Annotated in this window: 20 protein-coding genes and 1 pseudogene; 15 read left to right on the top strand and 6 right to left on the bottom strand. The window is 71.7% G+C overall.

Annotated features, from left to right (window positions below; genetic code table 11):
• Window positions 1-105 precede the first annotated feature (105 nt).
• Window positions 106-1,041, top strand: a complete 936-nt coding sequence (locus HS99_RS31365) for an AraC family transcriptional regulator (protein WP_030551900.1) — start codon at window positions 106-108, stop codon at window positions 1,039-1,041.
• 252 nt (window positions 1,042-1,293) lie between these two features.
• On the opposite strand, the gene HS99_RS31360 is transcribed toward HS99_RS31365, so the two are convergent.
• Both HS99_RS31360 and rpmG read right to left on the bottom strand, forming a co-directional pair.
• Complete coding sequence (locus HS99_RS31360; protein ID WP_030289987.1) at window positions 1,294-1,557, bottom strand: type B 50S ribosomal protein L31; 264 nt, start codon at window positions 1,555-1,557, stop codon at window positions 1,294-1,296.
• 29 nt (window positions 1,558-1,586) lie between these two features.
• Window positions 1,587-1,751 carry a 50S ribosomal protein L33 gene (rpmG, locus tag HS99_RS31355; RefSeq protein ID WP_030289986.1) on the bottom strand — a complete coding sequence of 55 codons (165 nt, stop codon included), beginning with the start codon at window positions 1,749-1,751 and terminating at the stop codon, window positions 1,587-1,589.
• A gap of 150 nt (window positions 1,752-1,901) precedes the next feature.
• On the opposite strand from rpmG, the gene rpmB reads away from it, so the two are divergent.
• The 4 genes from rpmB to rpmF are packed head-to-tail and all read left to right on the top strand — an operon-like array spanning window position 1,902 to window position 2,983.
• Window positions 1,902-2,138 carry a 50S ribosomal protein L28 gene (gene rpmB, locus HS99_RS31350; RefSeq protein WP_030289985.1) on the top strand — a complete coding sequence of 79 codons (237 nt, stop codon included), beginning with the start codon at window positions 1,902-1,904 and terminating at the stop codon, window positions 2,136-2,138.
• Window positions 2,138-2,443 (top strand): 30S ribosomal protein S14, encoded by a 306-nt coding sequence (rpsN, locus tag HS99_RS31345; RefSeq protein ID WP_030551897.1) that lies wholly within the window; start codon window positions 2,138-2,140, stop codon window positions 2,441-2,443. Before rpmB ends, rpsN begins: the two co-directional genes overlap by 1 nt.
• A 44-nt stretch (window positions 2,444-2,487) precedes the next feature.
• The gene (locus tag HS99_RS31340) at window positions 2,488-2,763 is read left to right on the top strand and encodes a GTP-binding protein (protein ID WP_030551896.1); all 276 of its coding nucleotides are present in this window, start codon (window positions 2,488-2,490) and stop codon (window positions 2,761-2,763) included.
• Between the two features lie 46 nt (window positions 2,764-2,809).
• Window positions 2,810-2,983 (top strand): 50S ribosomal protein L32, encoded by a 174-nt coding sequence (rpmF, locus tag HS99_RS31335; protein ID WP_030551894.1) that lies wholly within the window; start codon window positions 2,810-2,812, stop codon window positions 2,981-2,983.
• A gap of 186 nt (window positions 2,984-3,169) precedes the next feature.
• Here rpmF and HS99_RS31330 read toward each other — a convergent pair whose 3' ends face one another.
• A complete protein-coding gene (locus HS99_RS31330; RefSeq protein WP_050366486.1) occupies window positions 3,170-3,502 on the bottom strand; it encodes a MarR family winged helix-turn-helix transcriptional regulator in 333 nt (110 codons plus the stop codon).
• A 32-nt stretch (window positions 3,503-3,534) separates the two neighbouring features.
• Between HS99_RS31330 and HS99_RS31325 the strand changes: the two are divergent.
• Both HS99_RS31325 and HS99_RS47960 read left to right on the top strand, forming a co-directional pair.
• Window positions 3,535-3,849: pseudogene (locus HS99_RS31325) on the top strand (zinc-binding dehydrogenase); the annotation flags it as partial.
• A gap of 382 nt (window positions 3,850-4,231) precedes the next feature.
• Window positions 4,232-4,354 carry a hypothetical protein gene (locus tag HS99_RS47960; protein ID WP_267885519.1) on the top strand — a complete coding sequence of 41 codons (123 nt, stop codon included), beginning with the start codon at window positions 4,232-4,234 and terminating at the stop codon, window positions 4,352-4,354.
• A gap of 64 nt (window positions 4,355-4,418) precedes the next feature.
• Here HS99_RS47960 and HS99_RS31320 read toward each other — a convergent pair whose 3' ends face one another.
• Together HS99_RS31320 and HS99_RS31315 are read right to left on the bottom strand one after the other, a co-directional pair.
• Entirely contained in the window at window positions 4,419-5,264 is an 846-nt protein-coding gene (locus tag HS99_RS31320) for a sigma factor (protein WP_030551888.1), read from the bottom strand.
• 194 nt (window positions 5,265-5,458) lie between these two features.
• Window positions 5,459-9,925, bottom strand: coding sequence for a LamG-like jellyroll fold domain-containing protein (locus HS99_RS31315; RefSeq protein WP_030551886.1), 4,467 nt, complete (start codon window positions 9,923-9,925; stop codon window positions 5,459-5,461).
• A gap of 419 nt (window positions 9,926-10,344) precedes the next feature.
• On the opposite strand from HS99_RS31315, the gene HS99_RS31310 reads away from it, so the two are divergent.
• The 8 genes from HS99_RS31310 to HS99_RS31275 all read left to right on the top strand — a co-directional run bounded on the left by HS99_RS31310 (window position 10,345) and on the right by HS99_RS31275 (window position 26,092).
• Window positions 10,345-17,214: an RHS repeat-associated core domain-containing protein gene (locus tag HS99_RS31310; RefSeq protein ID WP_050366484.1), complete on the top strand. Its 6,870-nt coding sequence runs from the start codon at window positions 10,345-10,347 to the stop codon at window positions 17,212-17,214.
• 58 nt (window positions 17,215-17,272) lie between these two features.
• The gene (locus tag HS99_RS31305) at window positions 17,273-17,917 is read left to right on the top strand and encodes a hypothetical protein (protein ID WP_141763853.1); all 645 of its coding nucleotides are present in this window, start codon (window positions 17,273-17,275) and stop codon (window positions 17,915-17,917) included.
• A gap of 203 nt (window positions 17,918-18,120) precedes the next feature.
• Entirely contained in the window at window positions 18,121-18,897 is a 777-nt protein-coding gene (locus HS99_RS31300; protein WP_232543095.1) for an ABC transporter ATP-binding protein, read from the top strand.
• Window positions 18,882-20,870 carry a hypothetical protein gene (locus HS99_RS43655; protein ID WP_050366483.1) on the top strand — a complete coding sequence of 663 codons (1,989 nt, stop codon included), beginning with the start codon at window positions 18,882-18,884 and terminating at the stop codon, window positions 20,868-20,870. The genes HS99_RS31300 and HS99_RS43655 overlap by 16 nt, the downstream gene beginning before the upstream one ends.
• Window positions 20,871-20,927: 57 nt before the next feature.
• Complete coding sequence (locus tag HS99_RS31290) at window positions 20,928-22,244, top strand: sensor histidine kinase (protein WP_232543096.1); 1,317 nt, start codon at window positions 20,928-20,930, stop codon at window positions 22,242-22,244.
• The gene (locus HS99_RS31285; protein WP_030289971.1) at window positions 22,208-22,864 is read left to right on the top strand and encodes a LuxR C-terminal-related transcriptional regulator; all 657 of its coding nucleotides are present in this window, start codon (window positions 22,208-22,210) and stop codon (window positions 22,862-22,864) included. The genes HS99_RS31290 and HS99_RS31285 overlap by 37 nt, the downstream gene beginning before the upstream one ends.
• Window positions 22,865-23,338: 474 nt before the next feature.
• Window positions 23,339-23,773 carry an ArsR/SmtB family transcription factor gene (locus tag HS99_RS31280; RefSeq protein ID WP_030551882.1) on the top strand — a complete coding sequence of 145 codons (435 nt, stop codon included), beginning with the start codon at window positions 23,339-23,341 and terminating at the stop codon, window positions 23,771-23,773.
• 111 nt (window positions 23,774-23,884) lie between these two features.
• On the top strand, window positions 23,885-26,092 hold the full coding sequence (locus HS99_RS31275; protein ID WP_030289968.1) for a tetratricopeptide repeat protein: 2,208 nt from the start codon (window positions 23,885-23,887) through the stop codon (window positions 26,090-26,092).
• 56 nt (window positions 26,093-26,148) lie between these two features.
• Here the strand turns inward: HS99_RS31275 and HS99_RS48230 are convergent, their stop codons facing one another.
• A complete protein-coding gene (locus HS99_RS48230) occupies window positions 26,149-26,601 on the bottom strand; it encodes a hypothetical protein (protein ID WP_305953131.1) in 453 nt (150 codons plus the stop codon).
• Window positions 26,602-26,674 lie beyond the last annotated feature (73 nt).

Genomic DNA, 26,674 nt, shown 5'->3' with positions numbered 1-26,674 from the left:
GTGTCTCCTTCAGGTCTTCCTGCTGGGTCGCTGACACCAGCCTGTCTGTCGGTCGCCGGACTTTGAATCCTTGTGAATCCCGATTTCTTGCGCGAGAGTACGGACATGGATCCCGACCGACTCTCCGAGGCGCTCGACCTGGTCGAGGTGCGCAGCGTGCTGACCGGCGGGATCGCGGCCCGCGGCGGTTGGTGGGGCCGCGGTCCGCTGACCGATCCGGTCAAGTTCTTCGCGGTGGTGAGCGGGCGCACCCGGCTCACCACCGACGGCGTCGTCGAACCGATCGACCTCGTGGCGGGTGACGTGGCGATCCTCACCGGGCGCTCGTGGGTGGCCTTCGAGGCCGGCGCGGCGCCGCGCCGCGAGGTCCGACCGGAGTCGGACTTCGCCACCGCCCGCTTCGCGGGCTCGGACCCTGCCGTCGACGACGTCGTGATCGGCGGGTGCGTCAGCGTGAACGAGGCCGGGCGGACGCTACTGCTGGAGTCGCTTCCGCCGGTGGCCCACATCCGGTCCTCCGCCGCGGACGGGGACCGGCTGCTCGCCGCCCTGCTGCGGCTCTTCGACGAGGCGACCGGCGACCGGCTCGGCTCGGCCTTCGCGATCCGGCAGTACGGCCAACTGCTCCTGCTGGAGGTGCTGCGCTGCTACGTCGACCAGACCCTCCTGCCCTCCGGCTGGCTGCGCCTGCTCGTCGACGAGCGCCTGCGCCCCGCCGTCGACCTGCTCCACGGCCGCCCCGAACGCGCCTGGGGGCTGGAGGAGTTGGCGCGCGCCGCCGCGATGTCCCGGACCACATTCGCGGAGCGGTTCCGCGAGGCCGCCGGTGTACCGCCGCTCACCTACCTGGGCCGGTGGCGCATGCTGCTGGCCCAGCGCGCGCTGCGGAACGGCGACGCCCGCGTCGCAGCGCTCGCCGCCGAGCTGGGCTACGGCTCGGAGAGCGCGTTCAGCACGGCCTTCAAGCGCGTTGTCGGGGAGTCGCCGCAGCGCTACCGGGCGCGCGTGCGCCAGAAGGCCGTTCCGATCGCGGGCCGGTGACGGAGATCGGCCCTGGGCGGAGCCGGCGCGCCTCGGGTACCTGTCCGGGCTCATCCGTAGCGGGTCATGGAGCCGATGTCTCCACGGCACTCCCGACATGCGCGCCGGCCCATGCCCCAGTCGCCCCGTGGCGGGCCGACGCCGCCCACATCGAGCACCTGCGGCTGCGATGACCCGCCCCGGTACGCGCGAACGCCGGTGTGCCCCCTCGGATCCGAGAGGGCACACCGGCATTCGTACGTGGTCCCGGTCTCAGCCCTTGCGGCGGGCGGCCGCGGCGCCGTAGCGGCGCTCGAAGCGCTCGACGCGGCCCGCGGTGTCGAGCACGCGGGACTGGCCGGTGTAGAAGGGGTGGCTGGCGGAGGAGATCTCCACGTCGATCACGGGGTAGGTGTTGCCGTCCTCCCACTCGATGGTGCGGTCACTGGGGACGGTGGACCGGGTGAGGAAGGTCAGCCCGCCGACGCGGTCACGGAAGACGACGGGGCGGTAGGCGGGGTGGATGCCGGGCTTCATCACGTTCTCCTTGGCTGGGCGGGGTGGGGTCAGCGTTCCTCGCGGAACTCGGTGTGGCGACCGAGCACGGGGTCGTACTTGCGCAGGACGAGCCGGTCCGGGTCGTTGCGCCGGTTCTTGCGGGTCACGTACGTGTAGCCGGTACCGGCGGTGGAGCGGAGTTTGATGATCGGGCGCAGGTCGTTGCGGGCCACGGTGTCCTCCTGGGGCGGATCGGTGACGGTTGAGCCACCTTATAGCGAAATGGTTTTCGTTTCCATTAGGCGTGTAGTGTGGCAACGTCACCTGCGGCCACGGCATTCCCGGGCCGAGGCCGCGACCAGTCCTGCTCTTTCGGAGGCGCGATGTCCGCCCACTGCCAGCTCACCGGCCGGAGGCCGGGATTCGGCAACACCATCTCCCACTCGCACCGTCGCACCAGCCGCCGGTTCGATCCCAACATCCAGCGCAAGCGCTACTGGCTGCCCAGCGAGGGCCGGTACGTCCGCCTCACCCTCAGTGCCAAGGGCATCAAGACCGTCGACACGATCGGCATCGAGGCGGCCGTCACCCGCATCCGCGCCCGCGGGGAGAAGGTCTGATGGCCAAGCAGAGCAAGATCGCCAAGAATGAGCAGCGCCGCGTCGTCGTCGCCCGGCATGCCGAGCGGCGGCCGGAGCTGAAGCGGACCATCACCTCCCCGGCCGGCAGCCCCGCCGAGCGGGCGGCTGCTCAGGCCGAGTTGCAGCGCCAGCCCCGCGACGCCAGCGCCACCCGGGTCCGCAACCGCGACAGCGTGGACGGACGCCCACGCGGCTACCTCCGTGCCTTCGGCCTCTCCCGGATCAACCTGCGCACCCTGGCGCATGCCGGCCAGCTGCCCGGAGTGCGCAGGTCGAGCTGGTAGCCCGGCCCACCGACGGTCGCGCCGCGGGCTGCGCCCGGAGCCTCGTGGTCGAGGAGTGCGGCCCGTGGCTGGCCTCGCTGCCGGATGCCTCCTGGGAGCTGTACCCGCCGCAGCGGCGGGCGGCGGCCGCCCTGGACTGGGACCCGGTCCACGGCGACCGGGTGCAGCAACTCTGCTTCACCGCCGAGGGCTTGGACGCCGACGGGATCGTCGAGCTGCTCGACTCGTGCCTGCTCACCGACGAGGAACTCGCCTCCGGAGAGGAGGGCTGGAAGCACCTGCCGGACGCCTTCGACGACATGCTCGACCCGGTGGCCTGAGCACCGGCAGCCCGTTCAACACCAACTTCCGAAAGGGGAATCGCCCATGGCCGTACCCAAGCGCAAGACGTCCCGCAGCAACACCCGGCACCGCCGGGCCCAGTGGAAGGCCACCGCCCCGGATCTGGTCCCGATCGAGATCGACGGCCGTCGTCACCTCGTCCCCAAGCACCTGGTCCGCGCCTACCAGCGCGGCCTGCTGACACCCGAGCAGATCTAGCAGGAGGAGGCGCGCGGTCTTCTCGTCACCCTCGGCGAGGCGCTTCGAAGTGACCTTTCGGAGCATCTGTCCTGGGTGGCGCGACCGAGGCGTCCACCTGGTCCAGGCCGCCCCTCGGCGCCCCGGGTGGTGACCGGGCGTCCAGGGGGCGGCCTTCCGCCCTGTCTCGTACTGCTGTCGCGCCGGTCAGTCGGTCTTGCGCAGCGCCGCCGCCGAGCGCTCCAGCAGCTCACGCAGCTGAGCCTGCTCGGTGTCGTCGAAGGCGTCGGCGAGCCGCTGCTCGACGCCGCGGGCCAGTGTGTCGGCCTTCTTCGCCAGTGCGCGGCCGGTCCGGGTGAGCTTGGCCACGAGGACCTTCTGGTGCACGCTCGAGGTCTCACGAGTGATGAGGCCCTTGTTCTCCAGGTTGGTCAGGATCGTCGTCATGGTCTGCGGCGTGACCATGCACTCCCGGGCCAGCTGGGCCCCGGACATCCCGGAGGACTGCTGGAGCACCAGAAGGGTCACGTACTGCGGCACCGCGAGGCCGACCGTTCGGCGGCCCCGTCCGGGCCAAGGCCCTGGACCTGCTGGCCCCGCTCGGCCGCCACGTGGTCTACGGCAACGCCTCGCAGCAGGACCACGTCTACGAGGCCAACCAGATGTGGTACACCGCCAAGACGGTGGCCGGCTACAACATCGGCGGCCTGGCCGGCCAGCAGCCGGACCTGGTCCACGGCCACCTGGTGGAGGCCGCCCGCCGGCTCGCCACCGGCGCCGTCCGGATCGAGACCACCCAGCTCGCCCTCGAGGACGCCGTGAAGGCCCACGAGATCCTGGAGCGCCGCGACTCCACCGGCAAGTTCGTGCTGCGCGTCAAGGCCTGACGCCGGCGTCCGACGCCGGGCGCCCCGGCTCGGGGCGGGCGCCCGACGCGCCACCGGCCGCCTCCGCTGTCTGGCGGGGGCGGCCGTTTGACGTGTCGTCACCTGTGGCCGCAGCGGGCGCCGATCCTGCTCCGGCGTCGGCATGACCGGTAACACAGGCGCCAGTTGGGCCGTTCGACCGGCTGTCGTGCGCCCAGGGGGCACGCAGCCACTCGCGCGCCGAACGGGACTCGCGGCACGAGTCGGAGATGTGGGCGGTCGAGGGCCTCACCCACCGCTACCCGACCAAGGTGCTGGCCGAACTGGTCGCCACCTCCCTTCTCGACTCCCACTGATCCCCTTTCGACGCTCCAACGTCAACCGGGACTCCCAGCTGGACCGCGTGGCCCGCTACCACCGGGCGCGCGAGTTCATGGAGGTGGTCACCGGGCTGTGGGACAGCCTGGCCGCCCCGGACCTGGTGCTCGACACGGACCGGCGCCGACGGCTGGACACCGCGGGCTGAACCGTGCGGCCGTCCGGCCCGTTCCGGCTGTCCGCGGGCCCGGTCCGGCCTTCCGCGGGCGGCCTCAGGGGCCGAGGGCGTCGGCGTCGAGCGCCGCCAGCCGTTCCGGGGCCAGCAGCAGGTGGACCCGGCTGATCCGGCCCGCCCGGACCGCGAAGCCGAGCACCGCCGCCGGCACGCCGTCCCGGGTGACCAGGGCGCCGGGGGAGCCGTCGACCAGCACCGGGGTGAATGCCGGTCCGCCGCCCTGGCAGAGCGCCACGGTGCGCTCCGCCACCTCGTGGGCGCCGCGGAGCGGGTGCCAGCCGTCCGCGCGCAGTTCGGCCTCCGGTTCCAGGACGGCCGCCAGTGCCGCCGGGTCGCCGTCCAGCACCGCCGCACAGAACGCGTCGACCAGCCTGCGGCGGGCGGCCGGCCTGTCGTCACCGTCCGCCTCGCGCGCCGCCCGCACCCGGCGGCGGGCCTGCTCGGCGAGCTTGCGGGTGTCCGCCGTGGTCCGCTCCAGAACGGTCGCGACCTGGTCGACGTGCAGGCGCACCAGGTCGTGCAGCACGAAGGCGACCCGCTCGGCCGGGGCCAGCCCGTCCAGCGCGACGAACAGGGTGAGACCGACCGGGGCGGCCTGCGACTCCCCGCCGGACCGTTCGGGCTCGACGACCACGTCCGGCAGGCGCAGCCGCGGTCGTCCCGTCCGCGCGTCCAGCAGGCCCAGGCACACCCGGCCGGTCACCACCGCCAGCCACGCGGACAGGTCCGCCACCTCCTCCGGATTGATCCGGCCGAGCCTGACCCAGGCCTCCCGCACGGCCTCCTCGGCCTCGTCGAACGACCCCAGCAGCGGGTAGGCGAGAGCACGCATCCGCGGCCGAAGGTGCTCGAACTGGCCTGCCTGCCGCTCATGGTCGGGCACGGTCACACTCCTCGGTCCCGGGGGCGCGTCGTCGTGGGTGGACCTTACTCGGAGATCCCGGTTGATCACACCGGGTGGTACTGAGGGATTCGTCGAAGACACCCCGCCTGCGATCAGCGACCGCTGCCGGCAGAACGGCGCGGCCCCTCGTCGAGCGGTGGCTCGACGAGGGGCCGCGGTGGTTCCCGGGGCCGTCAGACCGTTTGCTGGGCCTCGAAGATCCAGTGGTGGTTGGCCTGGTCCGCGCACTGCCAGACGTCCAGGCCCTGACCGTTGGTGGTGTTCCAGCCGTGGAGGTCGAGGCAGAGGCCGGAGCCGGGGTTGTACAGCGAGTTGTCGTAGCGGCGGACCCAGGTCTGGGCGCCCGGGTTGCTGCCGCAGTCCTGCGCGACGACTGCGGTGCCGTTGACGGCCGGGCTGTCCGCGGTGCCCAGGCAGCGCCCGGAGACCGGGAGCTTGATCCGGTTGTCCTTGGTCATCGTGAAGTGCTGGCTGTCGCCGTTCCAGCAGTCGTAGATCCGCAGCGGGGCTCCGGCCGAGCCCCCCCAGTTGTCGAGGCACTTGCCGCTGTCGACCGCACTGCGGATCTGGATGGACGAGTCGGTGGTGGCGAGCGTGTTGACCTGCTGGTCCGTCAGCGCGTACGGGTAGGCCCGAGCGTCGCTGATCGCGCCGTTGAGCAGGTCGCCGGGGGTGGCCTTGTTGTAGGTGACGCCTCCGACGTTCAGGCTGCCGGGGGCCGGCTTCCAACCGGCGGGCATCTTGTCGGTGCCGACGGCGTTGCCGTTGACGTACAGCGTGATCGTCGAGGTGTCGGCGTTGAACGTGCCGGTCAGGTGGGTCCACTGGCCGACCGTGACGCCGGTGCGGCCGGTGCGGTCGTAGGCGGAGTACCAGGCCGTCGGGCTCTGGCTGTCGTTGCTCGGCGCGACGAAGGCCCAGTTGTTGAACACCTTCGAGTACTGCAGGTAGAAGGGACTGGCGACGTCGCCGGTGAGCGAGACGGCGGTCTGGTAGCCGTTGGTGTTGTTGACCTTCACCCAGGCCGAGACGCTGTAGTTGCGGGAGGTGTCGAGTCCGGGGTTGACGGCGCCGGCGTTGACGGGTGCGGTGGTGCGGTAGACGGACGCCCCGTCGAAGGAGGTGGCCTTGTTGGCGGCGCGGTTGTGGTCGTCGGTGAGCGTGGCTCCGGTCGGGTAGGTGGTGCCCGGGGCGTCACCGTTCTTGTACAGCTTGTTGGTGTCCCCGGTGTCGCCGCCGGTGCGGCCGTCCAGCGCCCACTGGGCCGGGTTGACGGCCGTGTTGGCGATGGTGCTGGGGCCGACCTGCCAGGTGTAGCCGGCGGTCGGGGTGCCGGGGGTAGTGGGCTTGCCCCACCAGATGTCGATGGTGCCGTCGGCCTTCTTGCCCCACAGGGTGGAGTTGCCGTTGCCGGTGAGGTCACCGTCGGAGCCGAGGGTGGTCCAGGTGTCGCTGGGCACCCCGCCGATCTTGGTCGAGGTCGCGATGCCGGTCAGGGTCGGGACCATGAGCGGCTTGCCGGACGGGTCGTTGATCGGCTGGCCCTGGTTGTCGGTGCCGAGGACGGTGCTGGTGTTGAAGGTGATGCCGTTGAGGTCGTCCTTGGCGCCGCCGTCGGCAGTGACGGCGAGGTTGCGGGTGAACAGGCCGGGGTGGCCCTGCTTGGCCCAGTCGCCGGGGGTGATGAGCTCCTTGTCCTTCCAACCCGAGGCGGCGAGTTGGACGGGCTTGCCCAGGGTGTTGGCGTTCGTCGCCGGGTAGTACCACAGGGCCGCGTCGGCACCGTTGTTGGTGGACTCGACGGTCAGCAGGCCGGTCTTGTTCTTGAAGCCGAGCTTGGGGTCGAGGTCGGCGTTGACCGGGTCGCCGAGGGCGGCGATGCGCAGGGTGGTGGACCAGTCGTTGGCGTTGTAGCCGGCGGCGGTCAGCCAGGAGCAGTCCTCGGTGGACGTCTTGGCGCACTTGGGCTTGGCGAGGGCGACCGGCTTGTCGACGCGTCCGTAGACGCCGGTGTTGCCGGGGTTGGGGTACAGCTTGAGTTCGGGGTCGCCGGTGGCGTGGGCGATGACGTCGTCGATGTTGTTGCCGCCGGTGAGGGTGCCGCGGTGGGTGAGCTGGACGCCCGTCCAGCTCTTGCCGCCCGGGGCCTCGGCCGGGGTCGAGACGGGGGAGACGGACGGGCTCTTGGCGTTCGGGTTGCCCGGGGCGTCGTAGGCGCGCAGGTAGCCGGCCTGGTCGGCCGTGAGGATGTCGGGCGCGCCGTCGCCGGTGACGTCACCGAAGACCGGCGGCGGGCCGTCCGGGTTCCACGGTACGTAGAAGGAGTACTGGGCGACAGGGGAGACGTTACGGGCGTTGTCCATCACCTGCATGTACAGGATGTTGGTGCCCCAACGGCCGGGAGTGACCGGAATCCCGTCCTTGGGCATGGAGCCGCCGCACGACCAGCTCACGTTGCCGAGCTGCGGGTCCCAGCCCCAGCGGGCGCAGATGACGCCGGAGGCGTTTCCGCCCGGTGCGGGGTCGGTGGCGGTGTAGGGCACGAGGCCCTGCTCGCCGACGTGCTTCTTCGTGACCTGGCCGTTGCCGGACGGCGGGAACTTGTCCGCCAGCTCGGCGGCCGACAGGACGTTGTAGACGCTCGGGACGGAGATGGTCGGCGGGGTCAGGTCGACGCCGAAGCGGCACATCGGGGTCGAGGCGGACAGCTGGACCAGCTTGTCGGAGGCCATGGCGCCCCAGCCGTAGACGTGGCCGTCCTTGATGACGCCCTGCTTGACCTGGAAGCCGGCGTTGCCGCCGTTGGGCACCTCGGCGGTGTAGCCGGAGTCGACGTCGGCGCTGAGGTCGGCGTAGTCCCAGATGTGCATCCAGCCGTACAGCGAGGACTGCGCGTTGCTGCTGACCTTGGCGTTGAGGGTGACGTAACCGGGGAAGCCGGCGTCGGAGTTGATCCAGCCGATGCTGTTGCCGTCGCATCCCTGGTTCTCCGCCCACGGCACGGCCGTCGAGGGGGCGGGCCAGACGTACGGGTTGGTCGGGGTGTTGGGCACCCGGTCGTACTCGACCACGACGGCGGGGTTGTAGGTCAGGCGCTTGAACGCCATCCTGTCCGACTCGTTGTGGGCGAAGAGGCCGAAGGTGAGGGTGTCGTGGCTGGGCGCGTACTGCCGGTAGACGCCGGTGACGTCGTAGTCGAACTGGGTGTTGCCGCCGCAGCCGTTCTGGCCCGCACCGCCGACGTTCGCCGAGCCGGACCAGGCCACCACGCCGGGGGAGTTGTTCCAGGTGGTGCTGTTGTCGATCGGCCCGGTGAGGGCGAGGTCGACCTGGTACTGGTTGGTGCAGGACATGTCGGAGGACTTGGCCTCCCAGACGGACAGCACCGCCTTGTTGATGACGATGTCGTTGTACCAGCGGGTGTCGAACTGGAAGTAGGAGCGCTCGATGCCCTTGTCGGTCCGCCAGCCCTGGTAGCCGACGCCCGGCTGCGCGTACTGGTCACCGGAGTTGGCGACGGTGCGGCCGATATTGGAGGTGCCCGGGTACTGGGACTGGGTCCAGGTCCAGGCGTTGGCTTCGCGGCGGTCGTAGAGCCAGCCCGGGTCGATGAACCAGGGTCCCTGGCCCTTGCCGAGGACGGAGTCGTCGGTGGTCAGCTCGACGGCGTCGCCGGAGGCCGTGGTCTTCATAGTGGCGACCTTGGCGCCGGCTCCGGGGCCTTCGGCGGTGCTGTTCCGGTCCTGGTCCTGGCGCGGGTCGTCGCCGTCGCGCTGGGCGGCGGAGGCCTTGCCCTTGGGCGTGCCGGGAGTGCTGGTGGCCGCGACAGTGCTGTCCCACATCTGCGGAGTGGAGGCATGCCAGCGGGTCTTGCCGTCCTTGGCCGTGGCGGTGAGGTTTCCGGCGTCGTCGGCCTTGACGGTGACGCCCTTGGCCTTGGTGGGGAAGCGGACCGTCTTCAGAGCCGGGTTCTTCGCCGCTTCGGCGGTCTTGACGGCGAGGACGGTTGAGAGGCCGCCGAGCTTGGAGGCGGTGACCTTGAGATCGATGCCGGGCGCGACCTCCGGGTAGACGAGCGCCTGGCCGCCCGGGTCGAGGGTCGGCTTGGTCAGGGGGAAGGGCGAGTCGATGGTGAGGGACTCGCCGTCCGGGCTGGTGAGGGTGCCGAGCGGGCCGCTGCCGCCGCCGGACAGGTGGACGCCCGCGACGGCGGTCTTCGGCCGGTAGCCGCCCTGGTCGTCGGGGACCAGGGTGCCGTCCAGGTCCGCCCAGGCGCCGTTCTGCTTCACCCGCTGGGGTTCGGCGTGCTGGGTACGGGAGAAGTGGCCGGAGGGGAGGGCGACGGTTTCGCTGGACTCGTCGGTCAACTCTGTTACGGAAACCGGCTTCCCGGTCCGCTTCGCTTCCGCAAGGGCCTTGTCACCGGGGAGTTGGGGCTTCTCGCCGCCGAACTTGGCGTCACCGGCGGAGATCTGGTCGGCCAGTGCCTTCGGGATGCCGGAGGCGGCTCCAGGGGTCGTGCCGGACGGGGAGTCGCCGGCGAACGCCAGCGGTGTGACCGGCCCGAGCGAGGTCAGTGCGAGCGCCAGGCCGACCGCGACGGCGTAGGAGCGCCGCGACGGGTGCCTGGTTCTGCGCATGCCGGAGGAGGCTCCGGAGGGAGCGGGCATGGTGAAGCCCCTTCGAGGAGAGGTGTGTGAGATCGGCCGCGGACTCCGGTGGTAATCGGATCGTCTGCGGAGGTATTGCAGCAAGCTGCCGCATTGCTGGTTCATCGTCAATTGACTTGCCGCGCTTGATGTCCGCTTTGACGGGCCGTCCGCCGATTTCGTTCGACTGTGATCTCAATCACTACCTCAGAGGATCCTCAAGCCGCTCGACTGCTGGATCGTTAGCCCCCTACCCTCCAGCGAGACCTGTCCGCGCCGAGCCGCGGTGCGGACTTCTCATGGGGGTGGAAATGTCCTCTTTTCCCGAACGACCACCCGGTGATGCCGGGTGGGAGACTTCGCCGTCGCGGTGGCGAAAATCCCGTTTGGCGGTGTTGAGCACACTTGCCGTGCTGACCGTCCTGGCGGCTCCGCTCGGCAGTGCCGTTGCGGCGCCCGGGGGCGGCGCGGACAAGGACCGGATCTGGTCACCGCCCGGCACGCCACTGTCCAAGACGGCCTCGGTGCGCGGCGCGACGGACAAGGTGAAGTCGGTGGCGCCGCAGACCGGTTCACCGAACTGGGTGCCGCCGAAGTCGGTGCCGCAGCCCAAGCAGGGCAGCGCGGACGTCGCGCTGGACCCGAGAACCGGCGCATCGAAGCAGGCGGGCGACCTGCCAGTCTGGCTGGCGCCGGTGGCAGGAGGTGACGTCACGTCAGCCGTGCTCGTGCGGGTGAAGGTCGTGGCGCCGCCTGCCGAGGCCGACAAGGGCGCGCAGAGCACGATCGTCGCGCTGTCGAGGGGTGAGGCGGCCGAGGCCGGCAAGGTGCAGGTCGGTCTCGATCTCGGAGCGCTGGGCGTCGGCGGCGACTTCGCCCCCCGCGCGCGGCTGGTGGCACTGCCCGAGTGCGCGCTGACCACACCGTCCGCCGAAGGTTGTCGGACTCGCACGCCGGTCGCGTCGCGCTACGACGAGCAGGCGAAACGGCTGGTGGCGGATGTCGATCTACCGGCCGCGGGTGGCAAGTCGAAGGGCGCACGGACGGAGTCCGCCGTCGCGGCGGAGTCGCTCGCCGCGCCGGGGCAGGTGCTGCTGGCGCTGGACGCCACGCCTTCGGGCGGGACGGGCACCTACAGCGCCACGCCGTTGGCTTCCAGTCAGAAGTGGACGGCCGGAAGCTCGTCGGGGTCGTTCACGTACAGCTACCCGATCGTGGTGCCGCCCTCGCTCGGCGGGTCGGCGCCCTCGCTGGCCCTCGGATACGACTCGGCGTCGGTGGACGGCAAAACGGCGTCCACGAACGCGCAGGCGTCTTGGATCGGTGACGGCTGGGACCTGAGCGCGGGTTTCGTCGAGCGTTCGTACGGGGTGTGCGACAAGGCAGGGATCACGGGTTCGGCGGACCAGTGCTGGGGAGGGCCGAACCTGTCGCTGTCGTTGGGTGGGCATTCTGGTGAGCTGGTACCGGACGATGCCTCGTGCGTTAGTGGTACCGCGACCGATGAGCAGTCGAAGTGCACCTGGCGGTTGAAGGACGATGACGGGACGAAGGTCGAGTTCCTGACCGGTGCGAACAACGGGACGTGGAACGGTTCGTACCTGAAGGTGACGGACACCTTCGGGACGGTGTACTACCTCGGTCTCAACCAGCTTCCGGCGGCAGATGGTTCGCCGAGCAAGGTCGGGCCGGAGAGCAAGTCGGCGTGGACGGTGCCGGTGTACTCGCCGAACCCCGGTGACCCGTGTTACGACGGGTCGAAGGGCAAGGGCTCGTGGTGCCAGACGGCCTGGCGTTGGAATCTGGACTACGTGGTCGACACGCACGGCAACCTGACCACGTACTCCTACACTCCCGAGATCAACTGGTACGCGCGCGGCGGGGCGCAGAACGGCGGCAAGGGAACGAACACCCCGTACACGCGGGGCGGGGTGCTGTCGGCGATCACGTACGGGCAGCTGCTGTCCGACCAGTTGGGCGCGGGGGGCTCGTACCAGGCGGCGGCCCGGGTCGACTTCGACTCGGGTGAGCGGTGCGTCTCGGGGGCCGCGGCGTGTGACCCGTCGCAGCGGACCGCGGCGAACGCCGCCAACTGGCCGGACGCTCCGCTCGACAAGCTGTGCCAGGAGAGCGGCGCCTGCACCAACTATGGCCCCACGTACTGGTCGACGCGGTGGCTGAACGGGATCACGACCTCGATCCGTTCCGGGGGTTCCTACCGTCCGGTGGACAAGTACGAGTTCACCCACGTCTTCAAGACGCCGCAGAACGCGACGGAGAACGCGCCGATCGCGTGGCTGCAGTCGGTGAAGCGGACCGGCAAGGACACCGCCAACGGCCAGGCCGAGCAGTCGCTTCCTGAGGTCACCTTCGCGGACCTGCTGCTGCCGAACCGGGTGGACGGTCTGGTGCCGGCGCGTCCGCGCTACAACCGGCCGCGCATGGCGGTGATCACCAATGAGACCGGCGGCACGATCACGGTCTCCTACACCAAGGATTCGTGCTCGCGCGCGGCCGGGCGGATGCCGGGCTCGGCGGACAGCGACACCATGGCCTGCTTCAACGTGAGGTGGTTCGACCCGCAGCTGCAGTCCACGGTGGACGACTGGTTCCTGCGCTACCCGGTCGACACGGTCACCGTCGACCCGAACGGCAACCTCATCGCCGGTTCTGTGCCGATGACCACCTCCTACACCTACGGTCCGGCCGCGTGGCGCCGCAACGACAGTCCGCTGGTCGAGTCCGATTACCGGACCTGGGACCAGTTCCGCGGTTTCGCGAGCGTGACCGCGGTGACGGGGTCGGGCAAGGACGGCCCGCAGTCGAAGTCGACGACCAGCTACTACCAAGGCATGGACGGCGACATCAAGTCCGACGGCAAGCCCAGGGCGGCCTCGATCGCCGGGGTGAAGAGCGGAAACCGGCCCGACTCCGACTGGCTGGCGGGGCAGGTCCTGGAGACGGACACCTACCCGGACGCTTCGGCCGACGTGGCATCGCCGCTTTCGTATACCGTCAATGCCTATGAGGCTCCCGCAGTTAAGGCCACGCACAACCGCGCGGGCCTGCCGGACCTCGTCGCCCGGTTCCAGGCCACCAGGGTGACCTCGACCACGACTGCCAAGACCACGACCGGTACCCGTACTTCATCGACGGTGACGACGAGCGACCCGGCGAACAACGACAGGGTCATCAGCTCGTTGAGCACCGCAGACGGTACACCGGACGTCTGTACGCGTAACAGCTACGCGACCGGTGCCAACTCGCAGATGACCGGCCTGGTATCCGAAGTGCTCGTGGTGTCGGGCGCCAACGCCTGTACTGCCGACCAGACTTCGGTCAATACGGTGTCCGCCACGCGCACGCTTTTCGATGGCCAGGGCTTCGGCGGTGCGGGAGCCAAGGGTGAGGTCACCGGTACCCAGGTGCTGGACCGCTACGACGGCGGGGGCACTGCCGAGTACGTCACCACGACGACCAGCACGTATGACGCCTACGGCCGGGTCACCTCAGTGGCCGGACCAACGGTCACGGACAGCGCCAACCCGAACGGTGCCATCACGACGACGGCGTACAGTTCGGCGAATCCGGGCGAGGTGCCGAACAAGGTGGTCACGGGCACTCCGGCGCCGGCCGGTGCGCCGGATGCGGGTACGCCCCGGACGTCCACGGTCACGGTCGACCCGGGCCGCGCCCTGCCACTCACCGCCACTGATCTCAACGGCCGCACCACGACCAAGGCGTACGACGGCCTGGGTCGCCTTCGGGCGCTCTGGATTCCTGGGCGCGACACCGGGGCGAGTGCGAGCGTCACCTTCGACTACGCCGTCAGCGGTACCCAGTCGCCGTCCACTGTCACGACGAAGACCTTGCGACCGGGTGGTACCGCCTACGGCACGTCGACGCAGATCCTCGATGGTCTCGGCCGTGGCGTGCAGACGCAGCGCGATCCGGCGGTCTCGGCGTACCAGGGCCGGCTGATCGCGGACACGTTCTATGACTCTCAGGGGCAGGTGGGCCGTACCTTCAGCACCTACTACGAGGACACCAACAAGCCGAACACGACCCGGTGGATCCCGGACGGCGCGATGGTGCCGAGCCAGAGCGTGGTGCAGTTCGACGGTCTGGGGCGTGCGGTGAGCACGCAGTTCGTGGCGCTGGGGAAGGTGCAGACCACGACGACGACGGCGTATCCCGGTGCGGACCGGGTGGACGTGTCGCCGCCTGCGGGTGCGACGGCCACCAGCACGGTTACGGACGCGCGTGGGCGCAAGACACAGTTGTGGCAGTACAGGACGGCTTCGGCGACGGGTAACCCGGCTGACGCGGACGTCACCAACTACACCTACACGCCTGGTGGTCAGGCGGCGACCCGGGTGGACCCGGCTGGGAACACCTGGAGCTTTGGCTACGACCAGCGCGGCAGGGTGGTGCGCGCCGACGATCCGGACACGGGTGTGTCGACGCGAACCTACGACGGTGCGGGGCGGTTGGCGTCGACGATGGATGCGCGTGGTCAGACGGTCGTGATCACGTACGACCTGCTGGGTCGCAAGACGGGGACGTTCAACGGTTCGGTGGCTCCGGGGAACCAGTTGACGGGCTACACCTACGACACGGTTGTGAAGGGGCAGCCGACGGCGTCGACCCGGTACGTCGGTGGAGCGGGCGGTGCGGCGTACACCAAGTCGGTCGGTGAGTACGACGTGGCGTACCGGGCGACCAAGACCTCGGTCTCCATTCCGGGTGCGGAGATCGGCAAGACCGGGCAGGTGACCTTCGACTACACGGCGGCCTTCAATCCGCTCAGTGGTTCGATCGTGTCGGAGGGCCGGGCTGCGGCGGGTGATCTGGCGCAGGAGGCGGTGAACTACAACTATGAGGACTACGGTCAGCTCAACGACGTCAGTGGTTCGGGGTACACGTATCTGCGGCAGGCTGACTGGGACGCGTACGGGCGCAACGTCCGTGACACGGTGAACCCTTGGGGCACCCAGGTCGTGGCGACGAACACGTACGACGAGTCGACGGGCCGCTTGCTGACCCAGTACGTGGACAAGCAGACGTCCACGACCGGTACGGTCCAGAACACCACGTACGCGTACAACCCGGCGGGTCGGATCACGGCGATCCGTACGGTCCCGGACAACAGTCCGGACCAGACGGACCTGCAGTGCTTCACCTATGACTACCTCGGTCGGGTGACGACGGCGTGGTCGGACACCGGGAATCTGAACCAGCCGACCCCGTCGCTGGCCGGGCAGGGCGCCTGCGCCAACTCCACTCCCACGAGCGGGGCTTCGACGGCCGGGACGACGACGGTCGGTGGCAGTGCGCCGTACTGGCAGGACTACACCTACGACGCGGTCGGCAACCGGACCCGGCTGGTCATGCACAACCCGACCGGCGACCAGTCGAAGGACCTGGCCATCGACCAGGTCTTCCCGGCGGCCGGCTCGCGCAACGCGCCGACCTCGGCGGCGGGCACGGGCGGCGGCACCGGTGGTGTGCACGTCCCGACCACGGTCAAGTCCACCTTCCCCAACAACGGCAGCACACCGGGTGGTTACCAGTACGACGCGGCGGGGAACACGACGAAGATCGCGAACCCGGGGGCGAACAAGACCCTGGGCGCCGGCTTCGTCCTCAACCCGGGCGAGTCGGTGCGCTCCAGCAGCGTGCAGCTCACGATGCAGACCGACGGCAACCTGGTGCTGACGTCGCTGCGGACCGGGCTGGTCACGTGGTCGACGAACACCGCGAACCATCCGGGTGCGTGGGCGACGATGCAGGACGACGGCAACTTCGTCGTCTACGACCCGCAGCGCGTGCCGCTGTGGTCCTCCCAGTCGTGGGTCGGCCCGAACAGCAAGTACTTCGCGGTCGTTCAGGACGACGGCAAGTTCATGGTGTACGCGCCGGGCTGGGTGCCGAAGTGGGACTCCCACACCTGGACGACGGTGGACGCGGCCAACGGTGCGGACCTGACTTGGGACGTCGAGGGCAAGCTCGCGACGCTGAAGCAGGGTAGCGCCACGACGTCCTACGTCTACGACGCGGACGGCAACCAGCTGATCCGCCGCAACCCCGGCAAGGTCACCGTCAACCTCGGCGACGGAGACGAACTCACCTACGACAGCGGCTCCAAGACCAGCACCGGGACCCGCTACTACGCCCTGCCCGGCGGCGTCACCCTCGTCCGCCAGGGCCCGACCAAGCTCACCTACCAGTTCACTGACAACCACGGGACAGGCACCCTGTCCATCGACTCGGCCACGACCAGCGAGACCCGCCGGTGGACCGACCCGTTCGGAGTGCTGCGCGGCTCCGGCGCGGCCAACTCCTGGGCCGGCGACAAGGGCTTCGTCAACGGCCTGAAGGACGACGCGACCGGCTTCACCAACCTGGGCGCCCGCCAGTACCAACCCAGCACCGGCCGCTTCCTCAGCGCCGACCCGCTGATGCTCCCCGATGACCCGAATCAGTGGAACGCCTACGGGTATGCGAACGGGAACCCCGTGAATTACTCGGACCCCACCGGTCTGGCCCTGGAGGAGTGTGCCAACGGGATGGCCGTGTGCACGAACCATGGGACCGTGATCGACACCTCCAAGGACAGCCCGATCTACAACCAGGTCGTCGCCGAGATCAAGGCCGGGGAGGCCACCCGCCGGGCGGGCTACGAGACGTACATCCACGGTGCGCCGCCGGCAGGCAGCCCCGCCAACAACAAGAAGCTGAAGCCGGTCCCCGCCTCCGACGTGATCAAGGACATGCCCTCGGGCGGCGACGATGTCGTGGCCACCTCCACCGAGAAGACGTGGGACGACTATCTCAACATGAACATCGGGGCAGAGGTGCAGATGGCAAAGGAGGACACGGTCAAACAGCTCACCGAGAGCAGGTCGAAGACCAAGCAGTGGACCAAGCAACTCGCTGACAAGACCACCAAGTCCGAAGGCCGGAAGATCGCCGGATCGCTGGAGGCCTGGGACGTCGTCAAGATCGAGGCCGAGGGAAACTGGAACACCACCACCGAGACGGGCAGCCAGACGACCGACGCCACGACCGATGCGAACACGGTCACTATGACGGAGCCTGTGAAGGTCAAGGCCGGACAGGAATATGGGTGGGCGCCGCTGTTCCACAAGAATTCCTACCAGACCACCTATTACCACAAGAACGGGACGGTGACGCGGAAGGAGTGGTCGACCATTCAGTTCGTCAGCTGGAACCGCGTTACCTTCGATTCGCCGCCCGAGATGCACGTCGACAGGTGACGGCGCGGTCGCGGGACGGCATGGAGAAACGACTTCATGAGGAAGGAGGATGAGCCACGTGGCGGGACGTCCTGTGAAGCTCGGTGTGGTACTCGTGGGCCTGGTGTGCGGCGTCAGCTCGTGCGCTTCGCTGCCCGGAGGTGGCGGGCCGACCGCCGCGGGTGGCGGTGCGGCGACGGTCACTGCCCGTCCGGCATTTCCGGAGAACATCAAGAAGTTGGTCCTGAAGTTCGCGACGGAGAACGGGACGGCGCCGGCCGGTGGCCGGTTCACCGAGTACGACGGCGCGCACGGGCCGGAGCTGATCTGGGTGTCGGAGAGGACCGGCGATCTCTGCGTCGCATCGGAGACCGTCACGGCCGGGATGTGTCAGACCGCGAAGCGGACGGCGGAGGCACCGGTTCCCGGGGTCGACGTCTTCGAGGACAGCGGGTTGACCGACCACCATGGAGAATCCTCGTGGGCCATCCGGCTGGTCGCCAGCGGGGAGGCGGTCGACCATCTGTCCTGTCAGGGAAAGGACTTCCCGGTCCTGAAGGTGTACTCAGCCGACCTTGCGGGCGCCTTGCGCACCGTCTACACCGTCGCAATCCCGAGGAACCTCCAGGGCGAGTACAAGGTGGCGGTCCGTCGGGGCAGCGAGTCGGCCGAGGAACGCCTCGACCTCAACATGGACAAGGTCGGCCCGCCAGCGCAGTGTTGAGCGGTCGGCCATGACCGGCGGTGCCCCGTCTCCCTTTATGGGAGGCGGGGCACCTTCCTGTCGTCCGTGGCCCGGGGGTGGGTCCAGCCCCACCCCCAACCGGGGTGCAGCTGGATTCTGCCGCTGATCTGCGGTCCCTAGATTCGATCACGAGCCGCCCCGGGACGGGGCGGGTGTAAGGGATCGGGTTCGGGGAGGGCGTTGTGAAGGGAACGGTGGCGGAGGGGGCGCCCGCGCTGCGGTTGGTTGGGCTGCGGAAGCGGTTCGGTGGGCACACCGCCGTGGACGGGGTGGACCTGGTGGTGCCGAGCGGTTCGTTCTACGGGCTGGTCGGTCCGAACGGGGCGGGCAAGACGACGGCGCTGTCGATGGCGGTCGGCCTGCTGCGGCCGGACGCCGGTAGCTCGGCGGTCTTCGGGGTCGACGTGTGGAGCGACCCGGTGCGGGCCAAGGCGCTGGTCGGGGTGCTGCCGGACGGCATGATGCTGCCTGAGCGGCTCACCGGGCCCGAACTGCTGCACTACCTGGGCCGGTTGCGCGGCCTGCCGTCCGCGACCGTGGACGCCCGGGCCGAGGAGCTGCTGGCGGTCCTGGAGCTGGACGAGGCCGGGCGGACCCCGGTGATCGACTACTCCACCGGGATGCGCAAGAAGATCGGTCTGGCGACGGCGCTGCTGCACGCGCCCCGGTTGCTGGTGCTGGACGAGCCCTTCGAGGCCGTCGACCCGGTGTCGGCGGCGACGATCCGGGTCATCCTGAGGCGCTTCGTCGCCGCCGGCGGCTCGGTGGTGTTCTCCAGCCATGTGATGGCCCTGGTCGAGCAGCTCTGCGACCACGTCGGGGTGATCGCCGGGGGCCGGGTGCCGGCGGCTGGGCCGGTGGAGGAGGTGCGGGCGGGGCGCGGGCTGGAGGAGGTCTTCGTCGAGCTGGTGGGCGGTCGTACGGGCGGGGAGGAGGGGCTGTCGTGGCTGGCGTCCTGAAGCCCTCGGATGTGCCGAACCCCGGCGGTCCCCGGCACCCCGGCGGGCCCCGGCACTCCGGCGGCCCCCTGAACCCCGCGGTCGTTCTGACCGGGATGAAGCTGGCCGTCCTGCGCCGGTCGATGTCCGGCCCCCGGGCCGCGAGCCTGATCGCCGGGGGCGTGGGCGGCGTCCTGACGGCCGTCGGCACCGCCCTGCTGGGCCTGGTGGACTTCCCCGCTCCCGAGTCCGGCGTCGGCACGATCGCCCTGGTGCTGCTGGTCTGGACCGTCGGCTGGGCGCTCGGCCCGACCCTCACCGGCGGCGACCCGACCCTGCGGCTGTCCTACTTCACGCTGGTGCCGCAGCGCCCGCGCCGGCTCGCCCTCGGCCTGCTGGCCGCCTCGTTCGTCGGCATCACCCCGCTCGTCGGCCTCATCGCCTTCTCGGTGCTGATCGTCTTCGGCGCCGGGCTCGGCCTGCTGCCCGCGCTGGTCTCCGTCCCGGCCACCCTGCTGCAGCTGCTGCTCGTCGTGGTGCTCGCCAAGCTGAGCCTGCAGTGCCTCGGCAGCGTCGCCCGTACGCGGCTGGGCTGGGAGCTTTCCGCGCTGCTGGTCGGGCTGGTCTGCGGGTTCCTCAACACGGGCTGGTTCGGTCTCGCCTTCTTCTTCGAGCTGCTCGGCGGCCACTGGGCACCGGTGATCGGCACGGTCGTACGCGCTCTGCCGTCCGGCTGGTCGGTGGTCGCCGTGGACGCCGCCCGGCGCTCCGACTGGGCCCTGGCCGGCGCCTGCCTCGGCGGACTGCTCGCCCTCTGCGCGCTGCTCTTCGCCGCCTGGACCGCCCTGCTCTCCCGCCAGCTGGCGCGCGGCACGGCCGACGGTGGCCGGACCGCTGCCCGCCGTGGCGCCGCCCGTCGGAGCGCCCGGCTGCGGGCCGTCACGGACAGCCCCGCGGGCGCCGTCCTCGGCAAGGAGCTGCGGCTGTGGGCGCGCGACCCGCGCCGGGCCCGGTTCCTGCGGATCGCCCTGTGGAGCGGCCTGTTCACCGGTCTGCTGCCGATGCTCGGCGGCTTCTCCACCGTGCTGCCGTGGAGCGGTGTCGTTCTCGCGCTGTACGCCGGCGCGCTCGGCTCCAGCCTGTACGGCCTGGATGCCGGCGCCCTGTGGCTGACCCTGGTCGCCCCCGGCGCCGAGCGGATCGACGTCCGGGCCCGGCAGTGGGCCTGGCTGCTGGTGGTCGGGCCGGCCGCCCTGCTGCTCACCGTGGCCGTCACCCTCGCCGTCCCCAACGGCTGGGCCTGGCCCTGGCTGCTCGCCACCCTGCCCGCCGTGCTCGGCGCCGGGGCGGGCCTGACCCCGCTGACGTCCCTGCTCGGCCCGGCACCGTTCCCGGACCTGCCCGGCGGCAACCCGTTGGACGGCTTCAGCGACGAGAGTGGCGACCAGGCCCGGATGCAGAGCCTGGCCGTGCTGCTGCTCCAGCTCGCCGCCGCCCTGCCCGCCGCCGGCGTCGTACTGGCCGGCACGCTGCTGCACAACGCGCCGCTGCGGTGGGCGGGGACGGCGGTCGGCCTCGGCACCGGACTGCTGTACGCCGGGTGGCTCGGCCGGGCGGCCCGTCACCGGCTGGAGACCCGGGGGCCGGAGCTGCTCGACGTGATGCGCAAGGGCGTGCGGCGGGGGACGGAGCCGGCGCCGGCCCGCTCGCCGGAGGAGCAGGAGCAGCAGGACCTGCTGGACGGCCTGTCCCGCCGCCGCACGGCGCTCGCCGGGCTGCTGGTCACCGTCGGAATGCTGAGCGTCGCCCCGCAGGGCGGGGTGGCGCTGGCGATGTCGCTCCTCGCACCGGCGAACCGGAGCTGGTTCCTGGCCCTCTACCTGCCGCCGGAGTGGCAGGTGCCGGTGGCGGCGGGGTTCGTCCTGCTGGGCACGGTCTGCCTCTTCGTTGTGTACCGGCTGATCCGGGCCAAGCACGCCACCGCCCGTGAGTAGGCGCACGGGGCCCGCTGCCATCATGATCGTCCAGCATCTGACCCGTCCGGAGGCCCCGTGAGCACCCCGCAGTCCCGAGGCGCCGAGGCGCTGCGCACCGCCGTACGGGCGCTCGGGCGTCTCGCCGTCCTCACGCTCCTCGTCCCGGTCGGGGCGGTGCTGGCCGTGCTCTACCTGGTCTCGTTCCTGCTCTGGGGCTGCCTCGGGATGGTCCCGCTGTTCCCGGTGGCCACCAGGGTGGTCCGCTCCCTCACCGGCGCCGCCCGGTGGGCCTCCGGCCACTGGTCGCAGGTGCCCGTACCGGTGCCGTACGTGCCGCTCCCGCCGCTGGAACGCACCCTGCACGGCTGGTTCTGGACCGGCCACGACTACCACAAGAACCGCCGGTTCGCGTCCTTCGCCCGCACCCTGCGCTGGCTCTGGAACGACCCGGCGACCTGGCGCGACGCCGGCTGGCTGCTCGCCGACCCACTGGTCGGCGGCGCCGTCGCGGCCACGCCCCCGCTGCTGGCGGGCTACGGCCTGTACGGGCTGGCGCAGCCCGTCCTGCCCCAACCCGGCCTCGGCTACGGTCTGTTGCCGATGCCCGGCCTCCTCGGGCCGCTCCTCGGACTCGTTCTCGTTCCCGCCGGACTCGCCCTCGCCCGGCCCGCCCTGCACCTGCACGGCCGGTGGACCCGCAGCCTACTCGGCCCCACCGAACGCTCCCGGCTCGCCCAGCGGGTCGAGCAGCTCACCGAGATCCGGCTGGACGCCACCGAGGCCCAGGCCGCCGAACTGCGCCGGATCGAACGGGACCTGCACGACGGCGCACAGGCCCGGCTGGTCGCGGTCAGCCTGCGGCTCGGCGCGGTCGTGCCGCTGATCGACCGCGACCCGGAGAAGGCGAAGCAGGTGGTGACGGACGCCCAGGAGAACGTCACCCAGGCCCTGCAGGAACTGCGCGACCTGGTGCGCGGCATCCACCCGCCGGTGCTCGCCGAACGCGGCCTCGCCGAGGGGGTACGGGCGCTCGCACTGGACGTGCCGCTGAAGGTCGACGTCCGGGCCGAACTGCCCGGCCGGGCCGAGGCCCCGGTGGAGTCGGCGGTGTACTTCGCCGTCAGCGAGGCGCTCACCAACGCGGTCAAGCACGGCGATGCCAGGCACGCCACGGTGGAACTCAGCCACGCGGCCGGACTGCTGCGCGCCGAGGTCACCGACGACGGCCGGGGCGGCGCCGACCCCGCCGGCGGCAGCGGCCTGCGGGGCATCCAGCGCAGACTTTCGGTGTTCGACGGTACGCTCACGCTGACCAGCCCCCCGGGGGGCCCGACCAGGCTGATCATGGAGCTGCCGTGCGCGTTGTCCTCGCCGAGGACCTCGTCCTGCTGAGGGACGGACTGGAACTGCTGCTGAGCGCCCACGGCCACGACATCGTCGCCGCCGTGGAGAGCGGGCCCCAACTGGCCGCCGCCCTCGCCGAACACCGCCCCGACATCGCCGTGGTCGACGTCCGCCTGCCCCCCACCTACTCCGACGAGGGCCTCCAGGTCGCACTCGCCGCCCGCCGCGAACAGCCCGGCCTGCCCGTCCTGGTCCTCTCCCAGCACGTCGAGCAGCTCTACGCCCGCGAACTGATCGCCGACGGCGCCGGCGGCGTCGGCTACCTGCTCAAGGACCGGGTCTCCAAGGCCGACCAGTTCGTGGACGCCGTCCACACCGTCGCCGCCGGCGGCACCGTCATGGACCCCCAGGTCATCACCCGCCTCCTCGCCCGCAACGCCTACGACGAGCCCCTCGCCATGCTCACCCCGCGCGAACGCGACGTCCTCGCGATGATGGCCGAGGGCCGCTCCAACGCGGCCATCGCCCAACGCCTCCACTTCAGCGAGGGCGCGGTCAGCAAACACACCTCCAACATCTTCGCCAAACTCGGCCTCGGCGCCTCCGACGACGACAACCGCCGCGTCCTCGCCGTCCTCGCGTACCTCGACGGAACGCGCCAGCCGTAGACCCCTCCGGCCCAGGGCCGCCCTACCGCCACCCCGCCGCACAAAGCTGCCCGGCCCGCGCCCCCGCGCCGGGCTTTCCGGAGGCCCCTACCGCCGGCCCCCGGCCTTCCCGGGCGGGTGTTGGCCGGCGCAGGAAGTGGCCGGGCCGACTTCCTGCGCGGAGGTTCCGATGGCCAGCCCCCGCCGCCGGTTCTCCTGTCCTGCCTCGACGGCGCTCGTTTGCGCAGGAAGTCGGCCGGTCCGACTTTCTGCGCAGCGGTTTCCGGAGGTCCGCTCCTACCGCCTGTCCCTGGTCTGCCGGGGCGAGGTTGGCGTAGGAAGTCGGCCGGTTCGACTTCCTACGTCAGGGGGGGGTGGGGCTCGCTTGTCGGTCACGGGTGGGGCGCGGCGCGGGGCTGGTTGCGCGAGAAGTCGGCGGGGTCGGCTTCCTGTGCGGGGGCGGGGGCTTCCCGGGGGCGTCGGTACGATCGGGGTATGGGTGGTGCGGAGGATGAGGCCTGGGACGCCGAGGCGGCGGAGCGGGCGGTGGCGGTGCTGAAGGCGGTGGCGGATCCGTCGCGGTACCGGTTGCTGTGGGCGCTGAGCCGGCGGGAGCTGCCGGTCAGCGAGCTGGCCGAGCTGCTGGGTGCCCATGTGGCCGCGACCTCGCAGCACCTGGCGAAGCTACGCGCGGCGGGCCTGGTGGTGGCGCGCCGGGAGGGGACGCGGATCTTCTACCGGGCCGCCGAGGTGCGCGGCCTGTTGACCGAGGCCGCCGTGATCGCGAACGACCTGCCGGCGCGGGGCGCCGACCGCGGTGGGGACGGCGGCGCGGCCCCGGCCGCCGCGACGGTGGAGCAGCCGTTCGCCCGGGCCGCCCGGGCCGTCCGCGGAGTGCGGCGCCGACCGGTGACCGATCGACCCGCCTGACGAACCGTCATCCGGCCGGAGGCGGGCGGGCGAGACGCTACCGTTGGGCGGGTCAGGAGACGTAGGCGGAGGGCGGAGCCTGCCGCGCGTGGTGCTGGGGGTGGTGGGGGCATGGTCGATCCGCTGTCGATCTCGGCGGTCTCGGGTGTGTTGGGGGCGGTCAGTTCGTCGATGGCCGGGGAGGCCGGCAAGTGGGCGTGGGAGGCGTTCGGCGGCCTGGTGCAGCGGGCGACCGGGCGCCAGGTCCTGGCGCCCGCCGGGGCCACCGAGCGGGAGGCCGTCGCCCGGCTGCTGGTCGAGGGGGCCCGCAACGACCCGGCGCAGGCCCGTGCGCTGGCCGCCTGGATGAGCGGCGTATCTTCCGGCGTGCACTCCGGCATTCCGGGCGGCGTCCCGCCCGGCGGGGCGGGCGGCGCGAGCGGCCCGGGCGCGGTGCCGCGCCTGCTGCCCGCCTCCACCCGCTACTTCACCGACCGCAAGGGGCCGCTCGCCGCCCTCGACAAGGAGGGCGGCCGCAAGCCGGACGGCCGACCCCGGCAGGCCCTGCTGCACGGGCCGGACGGCATCGGCACCAGCGCCGTCGCGATCCACTGGGGCAGCCGCGAGGCCGCCCGCTTCCCGGACGGCCAGCTCTACGCCGACCTGCGCGCCGCCGGGCCGCAGGGCGCCGCCGACCCGGCGACCGTACTGCGCCGCTTCCTGCACCGCCTGGGCGTGCCCGCCGAGCACCTGCCGGCCACGGTGGAGGACCGCGCCGACCTGTTCGGGGCGCTGCTGGCCACCCGCCGGCTGCTGGTCGTGCTCGACCACGCCCACTCCGCCGCCCAGCTCCGGCCGCTGCTCACCTCCGCCGCCGGGGTGTTCACGGTGATCACCGCCCGCCGCCCGCTGGCCGGGCTGGACGCGGTCAACATCCCGGTGGGTCCGCTCGCCGACAAGGACGCCCGCCGACTGCTCACCGAGGTCGCGGGCAAGCACGCCGTCACCGCCGCTCGGGCCGCGCTGCCCGGCGTGCTGGAACGCTGCGCCGGCTACCCGTTCGCCCTGCGCGCCGCCGCCCCGGGCCTGGCCGAGGCCGCGCTCGCCGGACCGGCGTCCGCCGGGCGATCGGCCGCCACGACCGACCCGGCCGAGGCCGCCGCCGAGGACCGCTACCGGCAGCTCTCGCCGGACGCCGCCCTCGCCTACCGCCGCTGCGCCCTGCGCCCCTGGCCGGGACTGACCGCCCGGGTCGCCGCGGCGGCCACCGGCCTCGCCGAGCCGAGCGCGGCCACCGCGCTGGCCGAACTCGCCGAGGCGGGCCTGCTGGAGACCGCCGTCGACGGCCGCCACCACTTCCGCCCGCTGGTCCGCCGGCACGCCGAGGCCCTGGCCGTCCGCGAGGACGGCCTGGCCTCGTGTGCCGCCGCCGTCACCCGCACCGTGGACACGCTGCTACGCCTCGCCGTCGCCGCCGACTGCGCCGCGCTGCCGCAGCGTTGGCACCTCGGCCCGCTGTACGCCGTCCTCTGCCGGAACGGCTACCCGGAGGGCTCCCCGGACAGCTACCCGGACGAGGCGCAGGCGCTCGCCGCGCTCGGTGCCGAACTGCCCAACCTGGTCGAAGCCGTCCGTGCCGCCGAGGAGTTCGCGGCCCCCGAGCTGGTCTGCCAGCTCGTCGAGGCACTGTGGGCCGTCCAGCTCAAGGCGGGCCGGCACGACGAACTGCTGCCCGCCCTGCGCGCCGGTGCCCGGGCCGCCGCCGCGCCCGGGACGGCCCCGCGCTTCGCCGGCCGTATGCACGGCCAACTCGCCCTCGCCCTAGTTGAGTTGCAGGAGTACCCAGAGGCCGAACGGCAGCTGCTGCTGGCGGCGGAGGCCGAGGAGAGGGACGGGCACCTGCGCGGCCAGGCCACCGCCGTCGAATCGCTGGGACTGCTGCGGCTGCGGCAGTGGCGCTACACCGAGGCCCTGGACTGCTTCGACCGGGCCGTCGGCCTGCTCGACGGCATCGGTCCGGACGGCGACGGCAGTGCCGATCTGCCGCGCGCCCGGGCCTTGTTGAGCCGGCACCGGGGCCGGGCGCTGCGTGGCCTCGGGCGCTTCGACCGGGCGCGGGCCGCACTGGAGGAGGCGGTGGCGTTCTTCCGTGGCACCGGCGAGGGCTACAACACCGCCCGGGCGCTCACCGACCTCGCCCAGGCGCTGATCGAGCAGGGCCACGGCGCACAGGCGCTGCCGCTGCTGGACGAGGCCGGCACCCTGCTGGAGCGGCAGGGCGCGCGGTTCCACCTCGCGCCGCTGGGGGTGCTGCGCTCGCTGTGCGTCAACGGGACGTAACGGGACGGGCAGCGGGACAGGCAACGGGACGGGCGCCGGGCCGAGCGCCGGGACGGTCAACGGGACGGAGTGACCGCCACCCGGTGGACGGTGCCCCCACTTCGTACCGCCAACTCGGCGGGTTCCACTCCTCCGGAGTGTGCTGCCCGCCAGGCCAGCAGGGCGGAGGCGGCCGCGGCGGGATCGAGGCCGTGGCCGGTCAACTCCCAGGCGCGGCCGGTGCGGTCGACCGCCGTACAGCTGTCGGGGCCGGTGACCAGGGCGGCCAGGGCGCAGGAGCGGTGACGGTCCAGCACCTCGGCCGCCCACTGGCGGGGCGGTCCGAGCCGAGGGTCGTCGGGTCGGCCCGGCGGGGTGTGCTGGAGGATCAGGTCGGCCAGGTCCAGCGCGCCGGGGTCGAGGGTGTCCTCGTGCACGGCCAGGTGCCCGTCGCCGGGGCCGTCCGGCTCGTACCGGGCCGCGGCGAACCGGCGCAGCGACACCTCCCGGTGGCCCACCTCGGTGAGCACCCGCAGCGGCGCCGTGGCCCGGGCCGGCCGGTGGGCGGGCAGCGGAAGCGGATCCAGCAGCGCGGGCGCGGCC

The organism is Kitasatospora aureofaciens (assembly GCF_001188955.3).
GTDB lineage: Bacteria > Actinomycetota > Actinomycetes > Streptomycetales > Streptomycetaceae > Kitasatospora > Kitasatospora aureofaciens.
The sequence above is the reverse complement of the archived record's forward strand: the minus strand, read 5'-3'. Positions and strand labels throughout refer to the sequence as shown.

Coding starts and splice junctions, on each gene's coding strand:
- HS99_RS31275 (WP_030289968.1), top strand. CDS start 23,885: ATGGTCGATCCGCTGTCGATCTCGGCGGTCTCGGGTGTGTTGGGGGCG.
- rpsN (WP_030551897.1), top strand. CDS start 2,138: ATGGCCAAGCAGAGCAAGATCGCCAAGAATGAGCAGCGCCGCGTCGTC.
- HS99_RS31315 (WP_030551886.1), bottom strand. CDS start 9,925: ATGCGCAGAACCAGGCACCCGTCGCGGCGCTCCTACGCCGTCGCGGTC.
- rpmF (WP_030551894.1), top strand. CDS start 2,810: ATGGCCGTACCCAAGCGCAAGACGTCCCGCAGCAACACCCGGCACCGC.
- HS99_RS31280 (WP_030551882.1), top strand. CDS start 23,339: ATGGGTGGTGCGGAGGATGAGGCCTGGGACGCCGAGGCGGCGGAGCGG.
- rpmB (WP_030289985.1), top strand. CDS start 1,902: ATGTCCGCCCACTGCCAGCTCACCGGCCGGAGGCCGGGATTCGGCAAC.
- HS99_RS31365 (WP_030551900.1), top strand. CDS start 106: ATGGATCCCGACCGACTCTCCGAGGCGCTCGACCTGGTCGAGGTGCGC.
- HS99_RS31360 (WP_030289987.1), bottom strand. CDS start 1,557: ATGAAGCCCGGCATCCACCCCGCCTACCGCCCCGTCGTCTTCCGTGAC.